This window comes from Blastococcus sp. KM273128 (assembly GCF_021698975.1).
Taxonomy (GTDB): domain Bacteria; phylum Actinomycetota; class Actinomycetes; order Mycobacteriales; family Geodermatophilaceae; genus Blastococcus.
This window is the reverse complement of the sequence record NZ_SSXA01000035.1, coordinates 21448-37743: the sequence shown is the minus strand read 5'-3', so window position 1 is coordinate 37743 and position 16296 is coordinate 21448. Positions and strand designations below refer to the sequence as shown.

19 protein-coding genes are annotated in these 16296 nt (G+C 74.9%); 16 read left to right on the top strand and 3 right to left on the bottom strand.

Translation table 11 applies throughout. The features are described 5' to 3' along the window. Window positions 1–59: 59 nt before the first annotated feature. Window positions 60–1262: an ISL3 family transposase gene (locus E9529_RS11990; protein ID WP_236831377.1), complete on the bottom strand. Its 1203-nt coding sequence runs from the start codon at window positions 1260–1262 to the stop codon at window positions 60–62. Window positions 1263–1581: 319 nt separating this feature from the next. Here E9529_RS11990 and E9529_RS11985 point away from each other — a divergent pair, with 319 nt between their 5' ends. The 16 genes from E9529_RS11985 (at window position 1582) to whiG (ending at window position 14753) form a co-directional block, all read left to right on the top strand. Further along, on the top strand, window positions 1582–3330 hold the full coding sequence (locus E9529_RS11985; protein WP_236831376.1) for a proline--tRNA ligase: 1749 nt from the start codon (window positions 1582–1584) through the stop codon (window positions 3328–3330). Between the two features lie 278 nt (window positions 3331–3608). Then, on the top strand, window positions 3609–4058 hold the full coding sequence (gene rpsP / locus E9529_RS11980) for a 30S ribosomal protein S16 (RefSeq protein WP_236824558.1): 450 nt from the start codon (window positions 3609–3611) through the stop codon (window positions 4056–4058). Window positions 4059–4061: 3 nt separating this feature from the next. Further along, window positions 4062–4298: an RNA-binding protein gene (locus E9529_RS11975; RefSeq protein WP_091933685.1), complete on the top strand. Its 237-nt coding sequence runs from the start codon at window positions 4062–4064 to the stop codon at window positions 4296–4298. A 12-nt stretch (window positions 4299–4310) separates the two neighbouring features. Further along, entirely contained in the window at window positions 4311–4853 is a 543-nt protein-coding gene (gene rimM / locus E9529_RS11970) for a ribosome maturation factor RimM (RefSeq protein WP_236831375.1), read from the top strand. After that, a complete protein-coding gene (gene trmD, locus E9529_RS11965) occupies window positions 4850–5587 on the top strand; it encodes a tRNA (guanosine(37)-N1)-methyltransferase TrmD (RefSeq protein ID WP_236831374.1) in 738 nt (245 codons plus the stop codon). Before rimM ends, trmD begins: the two co-directional genes overlap by 4 nt. Continuing rightward, window positions 5580–6077 (top strand): NUDIX hydrolase, encoded by a 498-nt coding sequence (locus E9529_RS11960; protein ID WP_236831373.1) that lies wholly within the window; start codon window positions 5580–5582, stop codon window positions 6075–6077. The genes trmD and E9529_RS11960 overlap by 8 nt, the downstream gene beginning before the upstream one ends. 146 nt (window positions 6078–6223) lie before the next feature. Further along, window positions 6224–6580, top strand: coding sequence for a 50S ribosomal protein L19 (gene rplS / locus E9529_RS11955; protein ID WP_091933693.1), 357 nt, complete (start codon window positions 6224–6226; stop codon window positions 6578–6580). A gap of 79 nt (window positions 6581–6659) precedes the next feature. Further along, complete coding sequence (gene lepB / locus E9529_RS11950) at window positions 6660–7601, top strand: signal peptidase I (protein WP_236831372.1); 942 nt, start codon at window positions 6660–6662, stop codon at window positions 7599–7601. 147 nt (window positions 7602–7748) lie between these two features. Continuing rightward, on the top strand, window positions 7749–8471 hold the full coding sequence (locus E9529_RS11945; RefSeq protein ID WP_236831371.1) for a response regulator transcription factor: 723 nt from the start codon (window positions 7749–7751) through the stop codon (window positions 8469–8471). A 110-nt stretch (window positions 8472–8581) separates the two neighbouring features. Beyond that, window positions 8582–9370 carry a ribonuclease HII gene (locus E9529_RS11940; protein WP_236831370.1) on the top strand — a complete coding sequence of 263 codons (789 nt, stop codon included), beginning with the start codon at window positions 8582–8584 and terminating at the stop codon, window positions 9368–9370. Beyond that, window positions 9367–9687, top strand: a complete 321-nt coding sequence (locus tag E9529_RS11935; RefSeq protein WP_029432918.1) for a DUF2469 domain-containing protein — start codon at window positions 9367–9369, stop codon at window positions 9685–9687. The genes E9529_RS11940 and E9529_RS11935 overlap by 4 nt, the downstream gene beginning before the upstream one ends. Window positions 9688–9766: 79 nt before the next feature. Continuing rightward, a complete protein-coding gene (locus E9529_RS11930; protein ID WP_236831369.1) occupies window positions 9767–10126 on the top strand; it encodes a YraN family protein in 360 nt (119 codons plus the stop codon). After that, window positions 10123–11643 carry a YifB family Mg chelatase-like AAA ATPase gene (locus tag E9529_RS11925; protein WP_236831368.1) on the top strand — a complete coding sequence of 507 codons (1521 nt, stop codon included), beginning with the start codon at window positions 10123–10125 and terminating at the stop codon, window positions 11641–11643. Before E9529_RS11930 ends, E9529_RS11925 begins: the two co-directional genes overlap by 4 nt. Continuing rightward, the gene (dprA, locus tag E9529_RS11920; RefSeq protein ID WP_236831367.1) at window positions 11640–12890 is read left to right on the top strand and encodes a DNA-processing protein DprA; all 1251 of its coding nucleotides are present in this window, start codon (window positions 11640–11642) and stop codon (window positions 12888–12890) included. Before E9529_RS11925 ends, dprA begins: the two co-directional genes overlap by 4 nt. 31 nt (window positions 12891–12921) lie before the next feature. Continuing rightward, complete coding sequence (locus tag E9529_RS11915) at window positions 12922–13860, top strand: tyrosine recombinase XerC (protein WP_236831366.1); 939 nt, start codon at window positions 12922–12924, stop codon at window positions 13858–13860. Between the two features lie 92 nt (window positions 13861–13952). Next, entirely contained in the window at window positions 13953–14753 is an 801-nt protein-coding gene (gene whiG, locus E9529_RS11910; RefSeq protein WP_236831365.1) for an RNA polymerase sigma factor WhiG, read from the top strand. 30 nt (window positions 14754–14783) lie between these two features. Here the strand turns inward: whiG and E9529_RS11905 are convergent, their stop codons facing one another. Both E9529_RS11905 and E9529_RS11900 read right to left on the bottom strand, forming a co-directional pair. Next, a complete protein-coding gene (locus E9529_RS11905; RefSeq protein ID WP_236831364.1) occupies window positions 14784–15455 on the bottom strand; it encodes a DUF4262 domain-containing protein in 672 nt (223 codons plus the stop codon). A 77-nt stretch (window positions 15456–15532) separates the two neighbouring features. Beyond that, entirely contained in the window at window positions 15533–16066 is a 534-nt protein-coding gene (locus E9529_RS11900; RefSeq protein ID WP_236831363.1) for a M23 family metallopeptidase, read from the bottom strand. Window positions 16067–16296: the final 230 nt, after the last annotated feature.

Here is a 16296-nt window from a genome sequence, read left to right as displayed (position 1 = left end):
GTGCGGATAGGTCCCTCGACAAGACCCATCCTTGCTGGTCAGGAGCACTTTTCAGTTGATCAACACCCGGTCACGCCGCTCTCCCGTGAAAGCCCCGGGTTGGTGACGCCGGTGACGACGAGCACCTCGATGGCGTCCCACCAGACGTCGATGGTGGCCCAGAGCCGGTTGGTCTCGGCCATGTTCGCGGCCAGCACGAACGCGCCCAGACGCATCTTCTGCTCGTGCGCTTCGGCCAATGAGCCGCTGGCCAGCAGTCGACGCAGCTGCTCCTTCACGCCCCAGGCGGCGCCGATCTCGTCGGTCGGGTCGTCGGCGCGCAGGGTGGCCTTGAGCCGGGCCAGCGCTCGAGGGCTGAGCGTGTCCCCGGCGCGCACCAGCAGCCGCCGGTTGGTCCAGGCCGGGTCGGTGCCGCGGCCGCGGCGGCCCTTGTGCTCGCGGACCACTCGCTGGCGCACCTCGGTCACGACGTCGTTGGCAAGCTTGACCAGGTGGAACGGGTCGACGCTGACCGCGGCGTGCGGCAGGTGGTCGCGTAGCGCCTTGCGGAAAGCCGCCGACGGGTCGATGGCCACCACTTCCACCGCATCCCGCCAGGCGGCGGAGCGGGCGGCCAGCCAGGCGCCGACGCCGGCGGAGTCGCGGCCGTCGACCACGCCCAGGACGCGGCCGGTGTCGGCGTCGACCAGGGTGGTCATCCACGGCTCGTAGCGCCGCCACCCGCCGTCGGCCTCGCGGAAGAAGCGCACCGAGCGGTAGCGGTGCTCATCGACCCCCAGCCGGCGCACGAGTACGTCGTCGGGGTCGGTGATGAGGTCGGCGGCGGCGGTGAGCATGGACTGCACCAGCCACCAGGAGACCCGGTGCGCGCGGGCGACCTCGCTGGCCGCCCGGCCGCTGACCACGACCGCGGCGACCAACGCCTGGCACAGCCGGGCGGTCGAGCGGGCGAAGGCCGGCACCTGGTCGGTGACCTCGCTGAACGTCTGCCGTGAACAGCGGGCCTGGTCGCAGAACCAGCGGCGCTTGACCCACACCACCTCGGTGGGTCCGGCGACCGGGAGGTCACGCAGCGTCTGGCGGCGGCGGGAGTGCACGCGCCCGGCGAGCACCCCGCAGACTGGGCAGCCGGGTGGGTCGGTGGACTCCACCTCGACCCGGCGCACGCCATCGTCGGCGTCGACGGCGCTCAGCACGCGGTAGTCGGGCAAGTTGAAGAGCGCGCTCGCAGCATCCCGCTGCGAGCCCGTAGGCTCGAACACGGCTCGTGGACCTCATCTGGCGTTGGTGTCTCAGCAACACCCATCCCAGCAGGACCACGGGCCCTCAACGTCTCCGGGCCACGCTGACGATCTCCGGCTCGCCCCGGCCATTCACCACGAACCGCGAAGAGCCGGTAACGGCGTGCGCTGTTGCCGGCATGGGCAGCGGCTGACGTGCGAGGTGCCAACCTTCCCGACCGCGAGGACCTGGTGGTCGGCCTGCTGCGGTTCCGTCGCCAGCCCGACCGCTGATTGCCAAGCTGAACCTTGCATTCAGGGCGTCAGCGCGTGACGTCCGGGCGCCTGGGAGACTCCTGGCGTGCTGCTGCGGATGTCGACCCTGTTCCTGCGGACCCTCCGGGAGGACCCGGCCGACGCCGAGGTCGCGAGCCACCGCCTGCTCGCCCGGGCCGGTTACATCCGGCGGGCCGCGCCCGGAGGGTTCACCTGGCTGCCGCTGGGCTTCCGCGTCTTCCGCAACGTCGAGCGCATCATCCGCGAGGAGATGGACGCGATGGGCGCGCAGGAGGTGCACTTCCCCTCGCTGCTGCCTAAGGAGCCCTACGAGGCGACCGGTCGCTGGACCGAGTACGGCGACAACCTCTTCCGGCTCAAGGACCGGCGCGGCGTCGACCACCTGCTCGGCCCCACGCACGAGGAGATGTTCACCCTCCTGGTGAAGGACCTGTACTCGTCGTATAAGGACCTGCCGCTCTCGCTGTACCAGATCCAGACCAAGTTCCGGGACGAGGCGCGGCCCCGGGCCGGGCTGCTGCGCGGCCGCGAGTTCACGATGAAGGACAGCTACTCCTTCGACGTCGACGACGCCGGGCTGGACAAGTCCTACGCCGCGCACCGGGACGCCTACATCCGGATCTTCGACCGGCTCGGCCTGGAGTACGCCATCGTCTCGGCGATGTCGGGCGCCATGGGCGGCTCGAAGAGCGAGGAGTTCCTGCACCCGACCGAGATCGGCGAGGACACCTTCGTCCGCTCGGCCGGTGGCTACGCGGCGAACGTCGAGGCGGTCACCACCGTCGTCCCCGACGAGATCCCGCTGGAGGGCCTGCCTGAGGCGCACGTCGAGGACACCCCCGACACCCCGACCATCGAGACGCTGGTCGCCGCCGCGCAGGAGCTGTTCCCCGAGGAGGGCTACACGGCGGCCTCGACGCTGAAGAACGTCGTCGTCCTGCTGGTCCACCCCGACGGCACCCGCGAACCGCTGGTCATCGGCATCCCCGGCGACCGCGAGGTCGACCTCAAGCGGCTGGAGGCCCAGGTTGCCCCCGCCGAGGTCGAGCCGTTCGCCGACTTCGACAAGCATTCGGCGCTGGTCAAGGGCTACATCGGCCCTCAGGCGCTCGGCAGCGAGAGCGGGTCGGGGATCCGCTACCTGGTCGACCCCCGGGTGGTTCCCGGCACCCGCTGGATCACCGGCGCCAACGAGCCCGGCAAGCACGTGTTCGACCTGGTGGCCGGGCGCGACTTCACCTGGGACGGCGTCGTGGAGGCCGCCGAGGTGCTCGCCGGCGACCCCGCGCCCGACGGCTCCGGCCCGCTGGAGCTCGCCCGCGGCGTGGAGATCGGCCACATCTTCCGGCTGGGCCGCAAGTACGCCGAGGCGCTGGAGCTCAAGGTGCTCGACGAGAACGGCAAGCTCGTCACCGTCACGATGGGCTCCTACGGCATCGGCGTCTCCCGCGCCGTCGCCGCGATCGCCGAGTCCACCCACGACGAGCTGGGCCTGGTCTGGCCGCGCGAGGTGGCCCCGGCCGACGTGCACGTCGTCGCCACCGGCAAGGACGCCGCGGTCTTCGAGGCCGCGGAGGCCCTGGCCCGCGAGCTGGTCGGGGCCGGGCTCACCGTGCTCTACGACGACCGGCCGAAGGTCAGCCCCGGCGTGAAGTTCAAGGACGCCGAGCTGCTCGGCATGCCGACCATCGTCACCGTGGGCCGCGGCCTGGCCGAGGGCGTCATCGAGGTGCGCGACCGGGCCACGGGCGAGCGCGAGGAGGTCCCCGTGGCCGACGCCGCCGCCCGCGTGCTGGCCGCCGTCCGCGGCTGACGGACCGCCCTCCCCGGCCGAGTGTGCAGGTGCGACCGCGGTGTCCGGCGTGTCCAGCTGTGTCGCCGACCGCAACTGCGCACTCGAGGGCGGGGCGCTGTCCGGGCTCGTCCGGCTGCGTGCCCGCCCCGCCCGGCCGTCTGGCATCATGGTCGGTCGAACACGGCGTCGGCGGCCCTCTCACCGGTGACGTGCGTGTCCCTGGCTCCGCCCCGGCGTACCCCCACACGTCGCTCCGGCGAGCACCCGAAACGCGTTCGAGGAGAACACCACACACCGTGGCCACCAAGATCAAGCTCATGCGCCTGGGCAAGATGCGCGCCCCGTACTACCGCATCGTCGTCGCCGACGCCCGCACCAAGCGGGACGGCCGCTCGATCGAGACGATCGGCAAGTACCACCCGAAGGAGGAGCCCTCCTTCATCGAGGTCGACAGCGAGCGGGCGCAGTACTGGCTGGGTGTCGGCGCGCAGCCGACCGAGGCCGTCGCCGCCATCTTCCGCGTGACCGGTGACTGGCAGAAGTTCAAGGGCGAGCCGGCCCCGGCCCCCATGAAGGTCGCTGCCCCGAAGCCGGACAAGAAGGCCCTCTACGAGGAGGCCGTCCGGGCGGGCATGGACGAGCCGGCCGCCGGCGCCACCACCCCGAAGAAGAAGGCCGCCCCGAAGGCCGACGCCCCCGCGGCGGACGCCGCCGAGGCTGCTCCGGCCGAGACGCCGGCCGAGTAAGACGTGCTCGAAGAAGCGCTCGAGCACCTGGTCAGGGGCATCGTCGACAACCCCGACGACGTCACCGTCGACCTGCTCACCAACCGCCGTGGCAAGACCCTCGAGGTCCGGGTCCACCCGGACGACCTCGGCAAGGTCATCGGCCGCGGCGGGCGCACCGCCAAGGCGCTGCGCCAGGTGATGACCGGGGTCGGCGGGCGGGGCCTGCGGGTCGACGTCGTCGACACCGACGGGCGCTGAGCACCGGCTCCTTTGAGCACCGAGAACGAACCCACCGACACCGTGGTGGTCGGCCGCATCGGCCGGCCCCACGGTGTCCGTGGTCTGGCCACAGTCGAGGTCCGCACCGACGACCCGGAGGGGCGCTTCGCCCCCGGCGCGGTGCTGCTGACCGACCCCGCCGACCGCGGCCCGCTGACCGTCGTCGACCGGCGGTGGCACAGCGGCACGCTGCTGCTCCAGCTCGCCGGGCCCGACGGCGGCGTCTACGACGTCCGCGAGGCCGTCGACGAGCTGCGCAACACCCTCCTGCTCGTCCGGGTCGCCGACCTGCCCGAGCTCGACGACGAGTCCTACTACGACCACCAGCTCGTCGGCCTGGCCGCCCGGCTCCCCGACGGGACGGCGCTGGGCGAGGTCACCGCGGTCCGCCACGAGGCGCAGGACCTGCTGGTCGTCCGCCGCGCGGAGGGCGGGGACGCGCTGATCCCGTTCGTGACGGCGATCGTGCCCACCGTCGACGTCGCCGGCGGGTTCCTGGTGGTCGACCCGCCCGAGGGGCTCCTGGACCTGTGAGCTTCCGGATCGACGTCGTCACGATCTTCCCGGAGTACCTGGCGCCGCTGCGCCAGTCGCTGCTGGGCAAGGCCATCGAGCGGGGCCTGGTCACCGTCGGGGTGCACGACCTGCGGCAGTGGACCGACGACGTGCACCGCACCGTCGACGACGCGCCCTACGGCGGCGGCCCCGGCATGGTGATGAAGCCCGAGCCGTGGGGCCGCGCGCTCGACGCCGTCCGCCCGCCCGGCACCCGGCTGGTGGTCCCGACCCCCGCCGGGCGCCCGTTCACCCACGCGATGGCGGTGGAGTGGGCGGCCGAGCCCGGGCTGGTCTTCGCCTGCGGCCGCTACGAGGGCATCGACCAGCGGGTCGCCGACTGGGCGGCGGAGTCGGGACCGGTCTCCGAGGTCTCCATCGGCGACTACGTGCTGGCCGGCGGGGAGTCCGCCGTGCTGGTGATGACCGAGGCCGTCACCCGGCTCCTCCCCGGCGTGCTCGGCAACCGGGAGTCCGCCGAGCTCGACTCGCACGCCGACGGGCTGCTCGAGGGCCCCTCCTACACGCGTCCGGCGATCTGGCGGGGCCACGAGGTGCCGCCGGTGCTGCTGTCGGGGGACCACGCAGCGATCGCGCGGTGGCGGCGCGCCGAGTCGCTGCGCCGCACCGCCGCCCGCCGTCCCGACCTGCTGGCCGCGCTGCCCGAGGACGCGCTCACCGACGCGGAGCGGGCGGCGACGGGCGGTGGCTGACCGGCCCGTGCAGCGGACGACGGCGCGCGTCGTCGTCCTCGACCCCGACGGCCGGGTGCTGCTGCTCGGCGCCCGCCTGCCCGATCCCACCGTGCCCCCCGGCGAGGTGCTGTTCTGGTACACGCCCGGCGGGGGAGTGGAGGACGGCGAGACGCTGCGCGCGGCCGCCGTCCGGGAGCTCGCCGAGGAGATCGGGCTGCGCGTCGAGCCGGCCGCGCTGGAGGGCCCGGTGTGGCTGCGCCGGCACGTCGGCCCGTTCGGCGCGCAGGTCTTCGACACCCGCGAGACGTTCTTCGTGCTGCGCGACGTCGTCCACGACGTGGTCCCCGGGGCGCTCACCGAGCTGGAGGTGCTCGCCGACGAGCCGCACCAGTGGTGGTCGACGGGCGAGCTCGCGGCCGGCGCCGCCTTCGTCCCGGCCGACCTCCCCGCCCTGGTGGCGGAGCTGCGGGCCGGGCCGTGGACGGGGCCGCCGCGCATCGTCGGCTGAGGATGTGGCACAGTAGAGAGTCGCTGCTGACCGACGGCCGGGCTGTCGGGAGCTCCGCACCGGAGCCGCAGCTCCCCGGAACGGACAGCCGGGGCAAGCCGCTGTCCGGACCGAGAACGAGCCACCTGAGACTGAGGACTGCCGAGATGAACACCCTGGACGCACTCGACGCCGACTCGTTGCGCGACGACATCCCCTCGTTCCGCCCGGGTGACACCGTCAAGGTGCACGTCCGCGTCATCGAGGGCAACCGCTCGCGCATCCAGGTCTTCCAGGGCGTCGTCATCCGCCGCCAGGGCGGCGGCATCCGCGAGACCTTCACCGTGCGCAAGGTCAGCTTCGGTGTCGGGGTCGAGCGCACCTTCCCGGTGCACACCCCGGTCGTCGAGAAGATCGAGGTGCTGACCCGCGGTGACGTGCGTCGCGCCAAGCTCTACTACCTGCGCGAGCTGCGCGGCAAGGCCGCCAAGATCAAGGAGAAGCGCGAGACCGTCGCGCGCTGACCTCTCCGCGAGGACACGTCCCCGGCCGGCCCGACCGGCTGGGACCCGGCGGGCCCCCCGCGCCGTACGCTGGCTCCTGATGAGCAGCGACCGGCCCGGGGGGCCCGCCGACGTCGTACCGGGTGAGCCCGACGAGCCCGACGACGGCACGGGGGCCACGCCGGCGGCCGGCGCTCCCCGGCGCCGCCGCTCGGGCGACGCGAAGAAGGGCTCGCTGCTGCGCGAGCTGCCCGTCCTGCTGCTGATCGCCTTCGTGCTCGCCCTGGTCGTCAAGACCTTCTTCGTGCAGGCGTTCTTCATCCCGTCCGGCTCGATGGAGCAGACGCTGCACGGCTGCACGGGCTGCACCGGAGACCGCGTGCTGGTCAACAAGGTGCCCTACTGGTTCGGCGAGCCCGAGCCCGGCGACATCGTGGTCTTCCGCGGCCCCGACACCTGGACGCCGGAGATCGCGGTCGACGAACCCGGCAACTGGTTCACCGGCGCGCTGCTGTGGCTGGGCCGCACGATCGGGGTGGCGCCGCCGAGCGAGGACGACTTCGTCAAGCGCGTCATCGCCACCGAGGGCCAGACCGTCCAGTGCTGCGACCTCGAGGGCCGGGTCACCGTCGACGGCGAACCGCTCGACGAGCCCTACATCCACGAGGACACCCCCATCGAGAGCCGGGCGTTCGGCCCGGTGACCGTTCCTGAGGGGCGGCTGTGGGTCATGGGTGACCACCGGTCGGCGTCGGCGGACTCCCGTTCCCACGTGGGCGACCAGTACGCGGGCACCGTCGCGGTCGACGACGTCATCGGCAAGGCGGCGGTCATCGTCTGGCCGCTGGACCGGTTCGGGCTGCTGGACTCACCCGACATCCAGGGCCTCGAGGCCAGCGGGGCGGAGCTGCCGGTCGCGCCCGGGGGCGCGATCGGCGCGGCCGGCGCGGTGGCGGTCCTGCCCTGGGCGGTCGGGGTGGCCGGAGCGGTGCCGCTCACCGCGTGGCGACGGCGGGCGCGGCAGTCCTCGTCGCCGGAATGACCGCCCGACCGTTACGGGTGTGATCGGCGCACGCACCCGGAATGGCTGCGAGAACTGATCGAAGAAATGCTGGAAAAGCATTCAAGCAAGCGTTTCACCCTTCCGATGGACTGATTGCACGTTCCCGGAAGTGAAACGGAGTCAGTTGTGTCTGCACCCATGGCGAGCACCGCGCGCGGCATCACCCGCGTGGTCCTCCTCGCCGACGCGCCCGTCCTGCGCCGGGGGCTGGTGAGCATGATCAACGAGACCGCCGGCATGCAGGCGGTCGGCACCCCCGGCGAGCTGCGGCGGGCCCTCACGCTGGTCGAGTCCGCCCGCCCCGACGCCGTCGTCGTGGAGCTGGGCTCCGGCCGGGCCGCCACCCTCAACGCCTGCCGCGACCTGCGGCGCCGGTTCCCGCGCGTCGCCATCGTCGCGCTGGCCACCTCCGAGGACCCGGCCGTGGTCAACGAGGCGCTGGCCGCCGGCATCCGCGGCTACCTGATGATCAACACCTCGCCGACGCTGCTGGGCTGGGCCATCCTCGCCGCCCGCGCCGGGCGCACGGTGGTCGACCCGCAGATCCGCCGGGTGGAGCCCTCCGCGGTGCCCGCGGCCAAGCCGTTCACCCCCGAGGTGCCGCTGACCCGCCGCGAGCAGGACGTCCTCGACGAGCTGCTCCAGGGCCAGTCCAACCGACAGATCGGCCGCAACCTGTTCATCAGCGAGGACACCGTCAAGTCCCATGTCAAGGCGATCCTGCGCAAGCTGGGCGCTCGCGACCGGGCGCACGCGGTGTCGCTGGTCCTGACCAACCGCACCCCGGGCTGCAGCTGCGGCGCGCACCCGGAACCGGCCGGTTCGCCCGAGGCGACCGCCGACCTCTGACCCGTTCCTCCACGGGCCCTGCAGGCCGGTTCCCCTTCCCGGGGAGCCGGCCTGCGGGGTGTTCGGGGGTCGGTCGTGCGCCCGGCGCGCCGTCGTACTGTCGTGCCGCGATGCCCGCTCGTCCGACCTCCACCCGATCCGCGCCGGCGGTCCGTGCCCGGCGCACCGTCGCCGACGACCGCGCCGACGCGCTCTGGGACATGGAGCGCGCGCTGCGCCGGCGCGGGTTCGAGGCGATCGCCGGGGCCGACGAGGCCGGCCGGGGCGCCTGCGCCGGGCCGTTGGTCGCCGCGGCCTGCATCCTGCCCGCGGGGCGCCGCGGCCGGGTGCCGGGGCTGGCCGACTCCAAGCTGCTCACCGCGGCCGCGCGGGAGCGGGCCTACGACGAGATCGTCGACCGCGCGGTGTCGTGGTCGGTCGTCGTCCTGCCGGTGCAGGACCTGGACGCGCGCGGCATGCACGTCACCAACATCGAGGCGCTGCGCCGCGCGGTCTGCGCCCTCGACCCGGGCCCGGACTACGTGCTGACCGACGGCTTCCCCGTGCCCGGCCTCGCCCGCCCGGGGCTGGCCGTCTGGAAGGGCGACCGGGTCGCCGCCTGCGTGGCCGCGGCGTCGGTGCTGGCCAAGGTGACGCGCGACCGCATCATGCTGGAGCTGCACGAGCGCTGGCCGGAGTACGACTTCGCGGGCCACAAGGGCTACATCACCGACGTGCACACCACCGCGCTGGAGCGCCACGGCCCCTGCCCCGCCCACCGGATGCGCTTCGTGAACGTCCGGGCTGCGCGCGACGCGCACGCCGCGCGGACCACCCACCTGACCGGCTCCGGTCCCATGGTCGATGATGGGGCCATGCGCCCTGCGTCCCGAGCCCTGACGAGCACCGAGGACCGATGAGCACCGAGGACCTCGAGAAGTACGAGACCGAGATGGAGCTGCAGCTCTATCGCGAGTACCGGGACATCGTCCGGCAGTTCACCTACGTGGTGGAGACCGAGCGTCGGTTCTACCTGGCCAACTCCGTGGACCTGCAGGTGCGCGAGGCCGGGGGAGAGGTCTTCTTCGAGCTGAAGCTCTCCGACGCCTGGGTGTGGGACATGTACCGGCCCGCCCGGTTCGTGCGCAACGTGCGGGTGCTGACCTTCAAGGACGTCAACGTCGAGGAGCTCGACAAGCCCGACCTCGAGCTGCCGGACGGCCCCCGGCTCCCGTAGCCGTCCACACCCCTCCGCGTCGTCCACAGACCCTCGCCAGGGGCTGGGCTCGCCGTCCCGGGGGCGGCACGGTCGGGGGGTGCCTCCCACCACCGACCTCGGCGCCCGCGGTGAACGCATCGCCGTCGCCCACCTGACCGACGCCGGACTGCGCGTCCTCGACCGCAACTGGCGCTGCCGCGAGGGCGAGCTCGACCTCGTCGCGCGCGACGGCGACGCCCTGGTCTTCTGCGAGGTGAAGACGCGGCGCGGCACCGGCTACGGCCACCCCGTGGAGGCGGTCACGCCGGCCAAGCGGCGCCGGATCCGGGTGCTGGCGCAGCGCTGGCTGGCCGCGCACGACGAGCACGCGCCCGTGGTGCGGTTCGACGTCGTGGGCGTGCTCGTGCACCCGGACCGCCCGGCGGTCGTCACCCACCTGCGGGGGGCGTTCTCGTGACGCTCGCCCGCACCTGGTCGGTCGGGCTCGCCGGGGTCCGCGGGGCCATGGTCGAGGTGGAGGTGGACATCGCCGCCGGGCTGCCCGGGGTGGCGCTGGTCGGGCTGCCCGACGCGGTGGTCCGCCAGTCGGTCGACCGGGTGCGCGCCGCGATCGCCAACGCCGGCGGCGAGTTCCCCGTCCGCCGGGTGACCATCGGGCTCTCGCCGGCGTCGATGCCCAAGCAGGGCAGCGGCTTCGACCTCGCCCTGGCCGCGGCCGTGCTCGCCGCCGCCGGTGCGGTCCCCGAGGCGGCCGTCGACCGGCTGGTTCTGCTGGGCGAGCTCGGGCTGGACGGCTCGGTGCGGGCGATCCGCGGCGTCCTGCCCGCCGTGCTCGCCGCCGCGCGGGCTGGGCACGGGCAGGTCGTCGTCCCGGCGGCGAACGCGGCCGAGGCCGCCCTGGTCGACCGGGTCGAGGTGCTCGCCGTCGCCACTCTCGCCGAGCTCGTCGCCCACCTGCAGGGCGCCGGACGGCTGGTGCCGCACGTCCGGGGTCCGCAGCCCGCGGAGCCGCCCGTCCCGGACCTCGGGGACGTCGTCGGGCAGGCCGCCGGCCGCCGGGCGGTGGAGATCGCCGCCGCCGGCGGGCACCACCTCTACCTCGCCGGGCCGCCCGGGGCGGGGAAGACGATGCTCGCCGAGCGGCTGCCCGGCCTGCTGCCGCCCCTGGACGAGGAGGCGGCGCTCGAGGTCACCGCCATCCACTCCATCGCGGGCACCCTGCCGCCGGAGGCGCCGCTGGTCACACGGCCGACGTTCGAGGCGCCGCACCACTCGGCGACGATGGCCGCGCTCATCGGTGGTGGCTCGGGCCAGATCCGGCCCGGGGCGCTGTGCCGGGCCCACCGCGGCGTGCTCTTCCTCGACGAGGCGCCGGAGTTCCCGCGGGCGGTGCTCGACACGCTCCGGCAGCCGCTGGAGCGCGGCCAGGTCACCATCCAGCGCGCCGCCGGTGCCGCCACGTTCCCGTGCCGGGCGCAGCTGGTGCTGGCGGCGAACCCCTGCCCGTGCGCGACCGCCGCGGGGGACACCGCGTGCACCTGCAGCCCGCTGGAGCGGCGGCGCTACCAGGCGCGGCTCTCCGGGCCGCTGCTGGACCGCGTGGACCTGCGCGTCGAGCTGCCGCCGGTGACGCGGGCGGCCTGGCTCGACGGGCTCCCGGCGCCGGAGTCCACCGCCGTCGTCGCCGCGCGGGTGGCGCGGGCACGGGCGGTGGCGCGGGCGCGGCTGGCCGGCACCGGCCTGTCGCTCAACAGCGAGGTGCCCGGCCGCCTGCTGCGCGACCGGTTCGCGGTCCCGCGGGCGTCGCTGCGGCTGGCGGAGCGGGCGCTGGAGCGAGGGTCGATCTCGGTGCGCGGGTTCGACCGGGTGGTGCGGGTCGCGTGGACGGTCGCCGACCTGGCGGGCCGTGCCGTGCCGTCGGCCGACGACGTCGCCGAGGCCCTCGGCATGCGGCTGCAGCGGGCCGCGGCGTGACCACGCTCGAGGAGGACCTGGAGGACGCCGCCGCGGCGCCGCAGCAGGTCGGCGTGGTTCACCCGGGGCTGCGCCGGGCGCGGGCGTGGCTGAGCCGGGCGGTGGAACCGGGCACCGTCGACCTCTGGCGCTTCGTGGCCGACGTCGGCCCGGTCGAGGCGGTGCGGCGGCTGCGGGCCGGGAGCGCGCCGCCCGGCATCCGCTCGCTGGTCGGCGCGCGGGCGGAGGGGGACGCCACCCTCGCCGACCTCCGTCGTGCCGAGCGGTGCGGTGCCCGGCTCCTCGTTCCCGAGGACGACGAGTGGCCCGCCTACCGGCTGCACGCGCTGACGGTCGCGGTCGCCGAGGAACCGGTCCACCGCAGGGACCAGACCGACCGCACGCGGGCGCTGGTGCCGCCGCTGGCGCTGTGGGTCCGCGGGGCGGCCCGGCTCGACGAGCTCGCGGAGCGCTCGGTCGCCGTGGTCGGGGCCCGCGCGTCCAGCGCCTACGGGGAGCACGTGGCCGGGGAGCTGGGGCACCAGCTCGGCGAGCGCGGCTGGACCGTCGTCTCCGGTGGCGCCTTCGGCATCGACGGCGCCGCGCACCGCGGGGCGCTGGCCGCGGGGGCGCCCACGGTGGCGGTGCTCTCCTGCGGTGTGGACCGCCCCTACCCGGCGGGCAACGGCGCCCTCTTCCACCGGATCGCCGAGGACGGCCTGCTGGTGAGCGAGTGGCCGCCCGGCTGCGCCCCGCTGCGGCACCGATTCCTGGTCCGCAACCGGCTCATCGCGGGCCTGACCCGGGGGACGGTGGTCGTGGAGGCGGCGGCCCGCTCCGGCGCCCAGGCCACGGCGCACCGCGCGCAGAAGCTCGGCCGCCCGGTCATGGTGGTGCCCGGGCCGGTGACCAGCGCGCTGTCGGTGGGCTGCCACGAGCTGCTCCGCGACGAGAAGGTCGGGGCCGTCCTGGTGACGACGGCGGCTCAGGTCGTCGAGGCGGTCGGGCGCATCGGCGAGGACCTGGCCCCGCCGCTGGAGCGCCCGGACTCGCCGCGGGACGGTCTCTCCGACGTCGCCGTCCGCGTGCTGGACGCCTGCCCGGTGCGCATGGGCGTCAGCCCCGAGCGGCTGGCCCGGAGCGCGGGCTGCGACGTCCTGGACGTGCTCCGCGTGCTGCCGGCCCTGGAGCTGGCCGGGCTCGTCGAGTGGACGGGGAGGGGCTGGCGGCTGGCCCCGCCGCCGAAGCCGCCCGGCGCGGCGCCTTGACCGGCGGCGGGAGCCGACGGACGGTGCCCCCGTGGCCACCCCCAGCACCGACGAGGTCCGCGCCGGGCTGCCGCCCGCGCTGGCCGAGGCGCTGGCCGGCTTCGAGGAGCACCTGACCGGGCAGCGCGACCTGTCGGCGAACACCGTCCGCAGCTACGTCGGGGACGTGGCCCGGCTGCTGGACCACCTCGCCCGGCGCAGCGGCACCCAGCCCCACGACCTCGACCTCGCCGCCCTGCGCAGCTGGCTGGCCCAGGGCCGCACGCGCGGGCACAGCCGGTCGACCACCGCCCGGCACGCCTCCGCGGCCCGGGCGTTCACCGCCTGGCTCCGCCGGGCCGGCCTCACCCCCGAGGACGTCGGCCAGCGGCTGGTCAGCCCGAAGGCGCACCGCACCCTGCCCGACGTGCTGGCGCCCGAGCAGGCGCGGGCGCTGGTGGAGACGGCCGCGGGGGCCGAGGAGCCGGTGCAGCTCCGCGACGCGGTCGTGCTGGAGCTGCTCTACGCCAGCGGCATCCGCGTCAGCGAGCTCGTCGGCCTCGACGTCGACGACGTCGACCGCGGGCGGCGGCTGCTGCGCGTCCTGGGCAAGGGCCGCAAGGAGCGCAGCGTCCCCTACGGCCTGCCCGCCGAGCGGGCGGTGGAGGCCTGGCTGACCCGCGGCCGGCCGGCCCTGGCCCGCCCGGGCTCGGGGCCCGCGCTGCTGCTCGGCCTGCGCGGCGGCCGGCTCGACGCCCGCGAGGCGCGCCGCACGGTGCACGCCGCGACGGCCGGCGTCCCGGGCGCCCCGGACGTCGGCCCGCACGGGCTGCGGCACTCGGCCGCCACGCACGTCCTCGAGGGCGGCGCGGACCTGCGTTCCGTCCAGGAACTGCTCGGCCACGCTAGCCTCGCCACGACGCAGATCTACACGCACGTGACGGTCGAGCGGCTCCGTGCGGTCCACGCCCAGGCGCACCCCCGTGCCTGAGGTGTGCGGCCGGGAGGCAGGAGCTGCGGCGGCAGTCAGGACCACGCGGGACCACGGACGGTGCCCGCGCAGCACGACCGAGGAGCGCGACCGTGTCTGAGGCAACCATCCACCGCATCGGCGAGTCCGGCGAGGACGCCGATGCCGTGCTGGCCGACCTGTGGGCGCGGTACGTCGAGGGCCGGGACGCCGGCCTGCGCGACCGGCTGATCCTGCACTACGCGCCGCTGGTGAAGTACGTCGCCGGCCGGGTGGGCAGCGGCCTGCCCGCGCACGTGGAGCAGGCCGACCTGATCTCCTACGGCACCTTCGGGCTCATCGACGCCATCACCCGCTTCGAGCCCACCCGCGAGGTCAAGTTCGAGAGCTACGCGATGGCGCGCATCCGCGGCGCGATCATCGACGAGCTCCGCAACACCGACTGGATCCCGCGGTCGGTCCGCGTCAAGGCGCGCGCCTTCGAGCGCACCGTCGCCGAGCTGGAGAGCACGCTGCACCGGACGCCGACCGACGAAGAGGTCGCCGCCGCGATGGACATGGACGTCGAGGAGATCCGCAAGTTCCTCGGGCAGCTCTCCCTGGTCAACGTCGTCGCCTTGGACGAGCTGCTCACCGACGACGAGGGCGGCTCCCCGCGCCTCGGCGACACCCTGCAGGACCCCAGCGCGCTCGACCCGCAGGCGATGGCCGAGCACGGCGAGGCACGTCAGCTGCTGGCCCGCGCCGTGGAGCAGCTGCCCGAGCGGGAGAAGGTCGTCGTCTCGCTCTACTACTTCGAGGGCCTCACCCTCGCCGACATCGGCCGGGTGCTCGGGGTGACCGAGAGCCGGATCTGCCAGCTGCACACCAAGGCGGTCCTGCACCTGCGCACCAAGCTCGCCGACATCGCCTGATCTGGCACGGCCTGCGTCCGGGGCCGGTGCTCAGCCGGTCGGTCCGACGTCCGGCAGGGGCCCCAGCAGCGGCTGCGTGCCGGGCGGGTTCCGGTGCCCCTCCTGCCAGGGCAGCCGGCCGGTGGAGTCCGGCCAGATGAGCTGCAGCGCGTCGACGGTGCCGTGGAGCTCCTCGACGACGGTCAGGCGGTCGGTCTCCTCGACGCGGAGGAAGACCACGGGGGAGTCGGCGTCGGTCAGCGCCGTCGTGGCGGTGCCCGGCGCGAAGCGGGCGCCGGCGCGGACCGCCTCGCCCACCAGGTTCAGGTACTTCTCCGCGGCCGGGAAGGGGAGCCCTACCACGACGATCTCGGGGTGCTCCCACGCGGCCAGCCCGACCGTGTACGAGTAGCGCGGCTCGCCGGGGGTGCCGCCGCCGTGCAGCACCGCCCAGCCGAAGGTGTCGACCACCCGGCGCAGGTCGCCGAGCACCTGGTCGGGGTCCTGCTCGTCCGCGGGCCCCTGCGCACCGGCCGGGCCGGCACCGGGCTCGACGTCCGCGGGCGGGCGGATGCCGGTCGGCTCCGGCCCTCCGGTCGGCTCGACCGCGCCGCTCGGCCCCCCGGCGGCCGACCCCGCAGCGGTCGGCCCGACCCCTGCTTGCTGGGTGCCGGTGGGCTCGTCGGAGCCCGGCTTCGCGGCTCGCTTGCGTCGGAATCGCACCTCCCGACGGTAGCGCCGGGCGACCCGGCCCCCGGGCATCCACACCGGCGGAGGCTGGACGTTGCGTGACTGCTCACTCACCGAGGGTGGCGCGTCGTCTCGTCCAGGGGCAGCAGCCGCACCCGCGGCGGCCGGAGCAGCGCCAGGGGGTCGAGGTAATCCTCCCCGCGACGAGCGCCCCAGTGCAGGCAGGCCGCGACCGGGCAGCCGTCGTGGCCGGGCTCCAGCACGCCCAGCGGCTCGCCGCGGGCGACCGGGCGCCCCGCACCCACCGATGATCTGACCGGTTCGTACGTCGTCCGCAGCCCACCGACGTGGTCCACGCTCACCACCGGGCGCCCCGCGACCATCCCGGCGAAGACCACGACCCCGTTCCCGGCCGCCAGCACCGGGGAGCCGGGGGGTGCCGCCAGGTCGACCCCGCGGTGCCCGGGCCCGTAGCGGTGCGGTGGCGGGTCGAACGGGCGGGTCACCACCGGACCGCCGGGCAGGGGAGCGCTCCAGGACGACTCCGGGTGGGACGCGACGACGGTGATCGGCGCCGCCGTCGCGGGGACGACGCCGGCCAGCACGACCAGACCGAGGAGCAGCGCGACCAGCGGACGGGGCATCCCCCGATGCTGGTCGCAGGCGGCGCCCGGTGACCGAGGTGGCCGGGCCGTGTGGACGCCCGCGCGGGCTGTGGACGGCCGGCGGGACGGAGCCCCCTCGACGACGCGTATGCTGTCGGGTGCGTCCCGTGCGAGCGGGTCGACTTCGCGCGTCCTCTTCCCGCCGGTCGGCGGGGCAGTCGCCACCTCGGTCCCGGCCCAGCCGGGTGAGTGGCGCCGCAGGACGCCAG

Bases quoted from the DNA above. Each gene is read 5' to 3' on its own strand.
- E9529_RS11940 (WP_236831370.1), top strand. From the start codon at position 8,582: ATGCCCGCTCGTCCGACCTCCACCCGATCCGCGCCGGCGGTCCGTGCC.
- rplS (WP_091933693.1), top strand. From the start codon at position 6,224: ATGAACACCCTGGACGCACTCGACGCCGACTCGTTGCGCGACGACATC.
- lepB (WP_236831372.1), top strand. From the start codon at position 6,660: ATGAGCAGCGACCGGCCCGGGGGGCCCGCCGACGTCGTACCGGGTGAG.
- E9529_RS11900 (WP_236831363.1), bottom strand. From the start codon at position 16,066: ATGCCCCGTCCGCTGGTCGCGCTGCTCCTCGGTCTGGTCGTGCTGGCC.
- E9529_RS11935 (WP_029432918.1), top strand. From the start codon at position 9,367: ATGAGCACCGAGGACCTCGAGAAGTACGAGACCGAGATGGAGCTGCAG.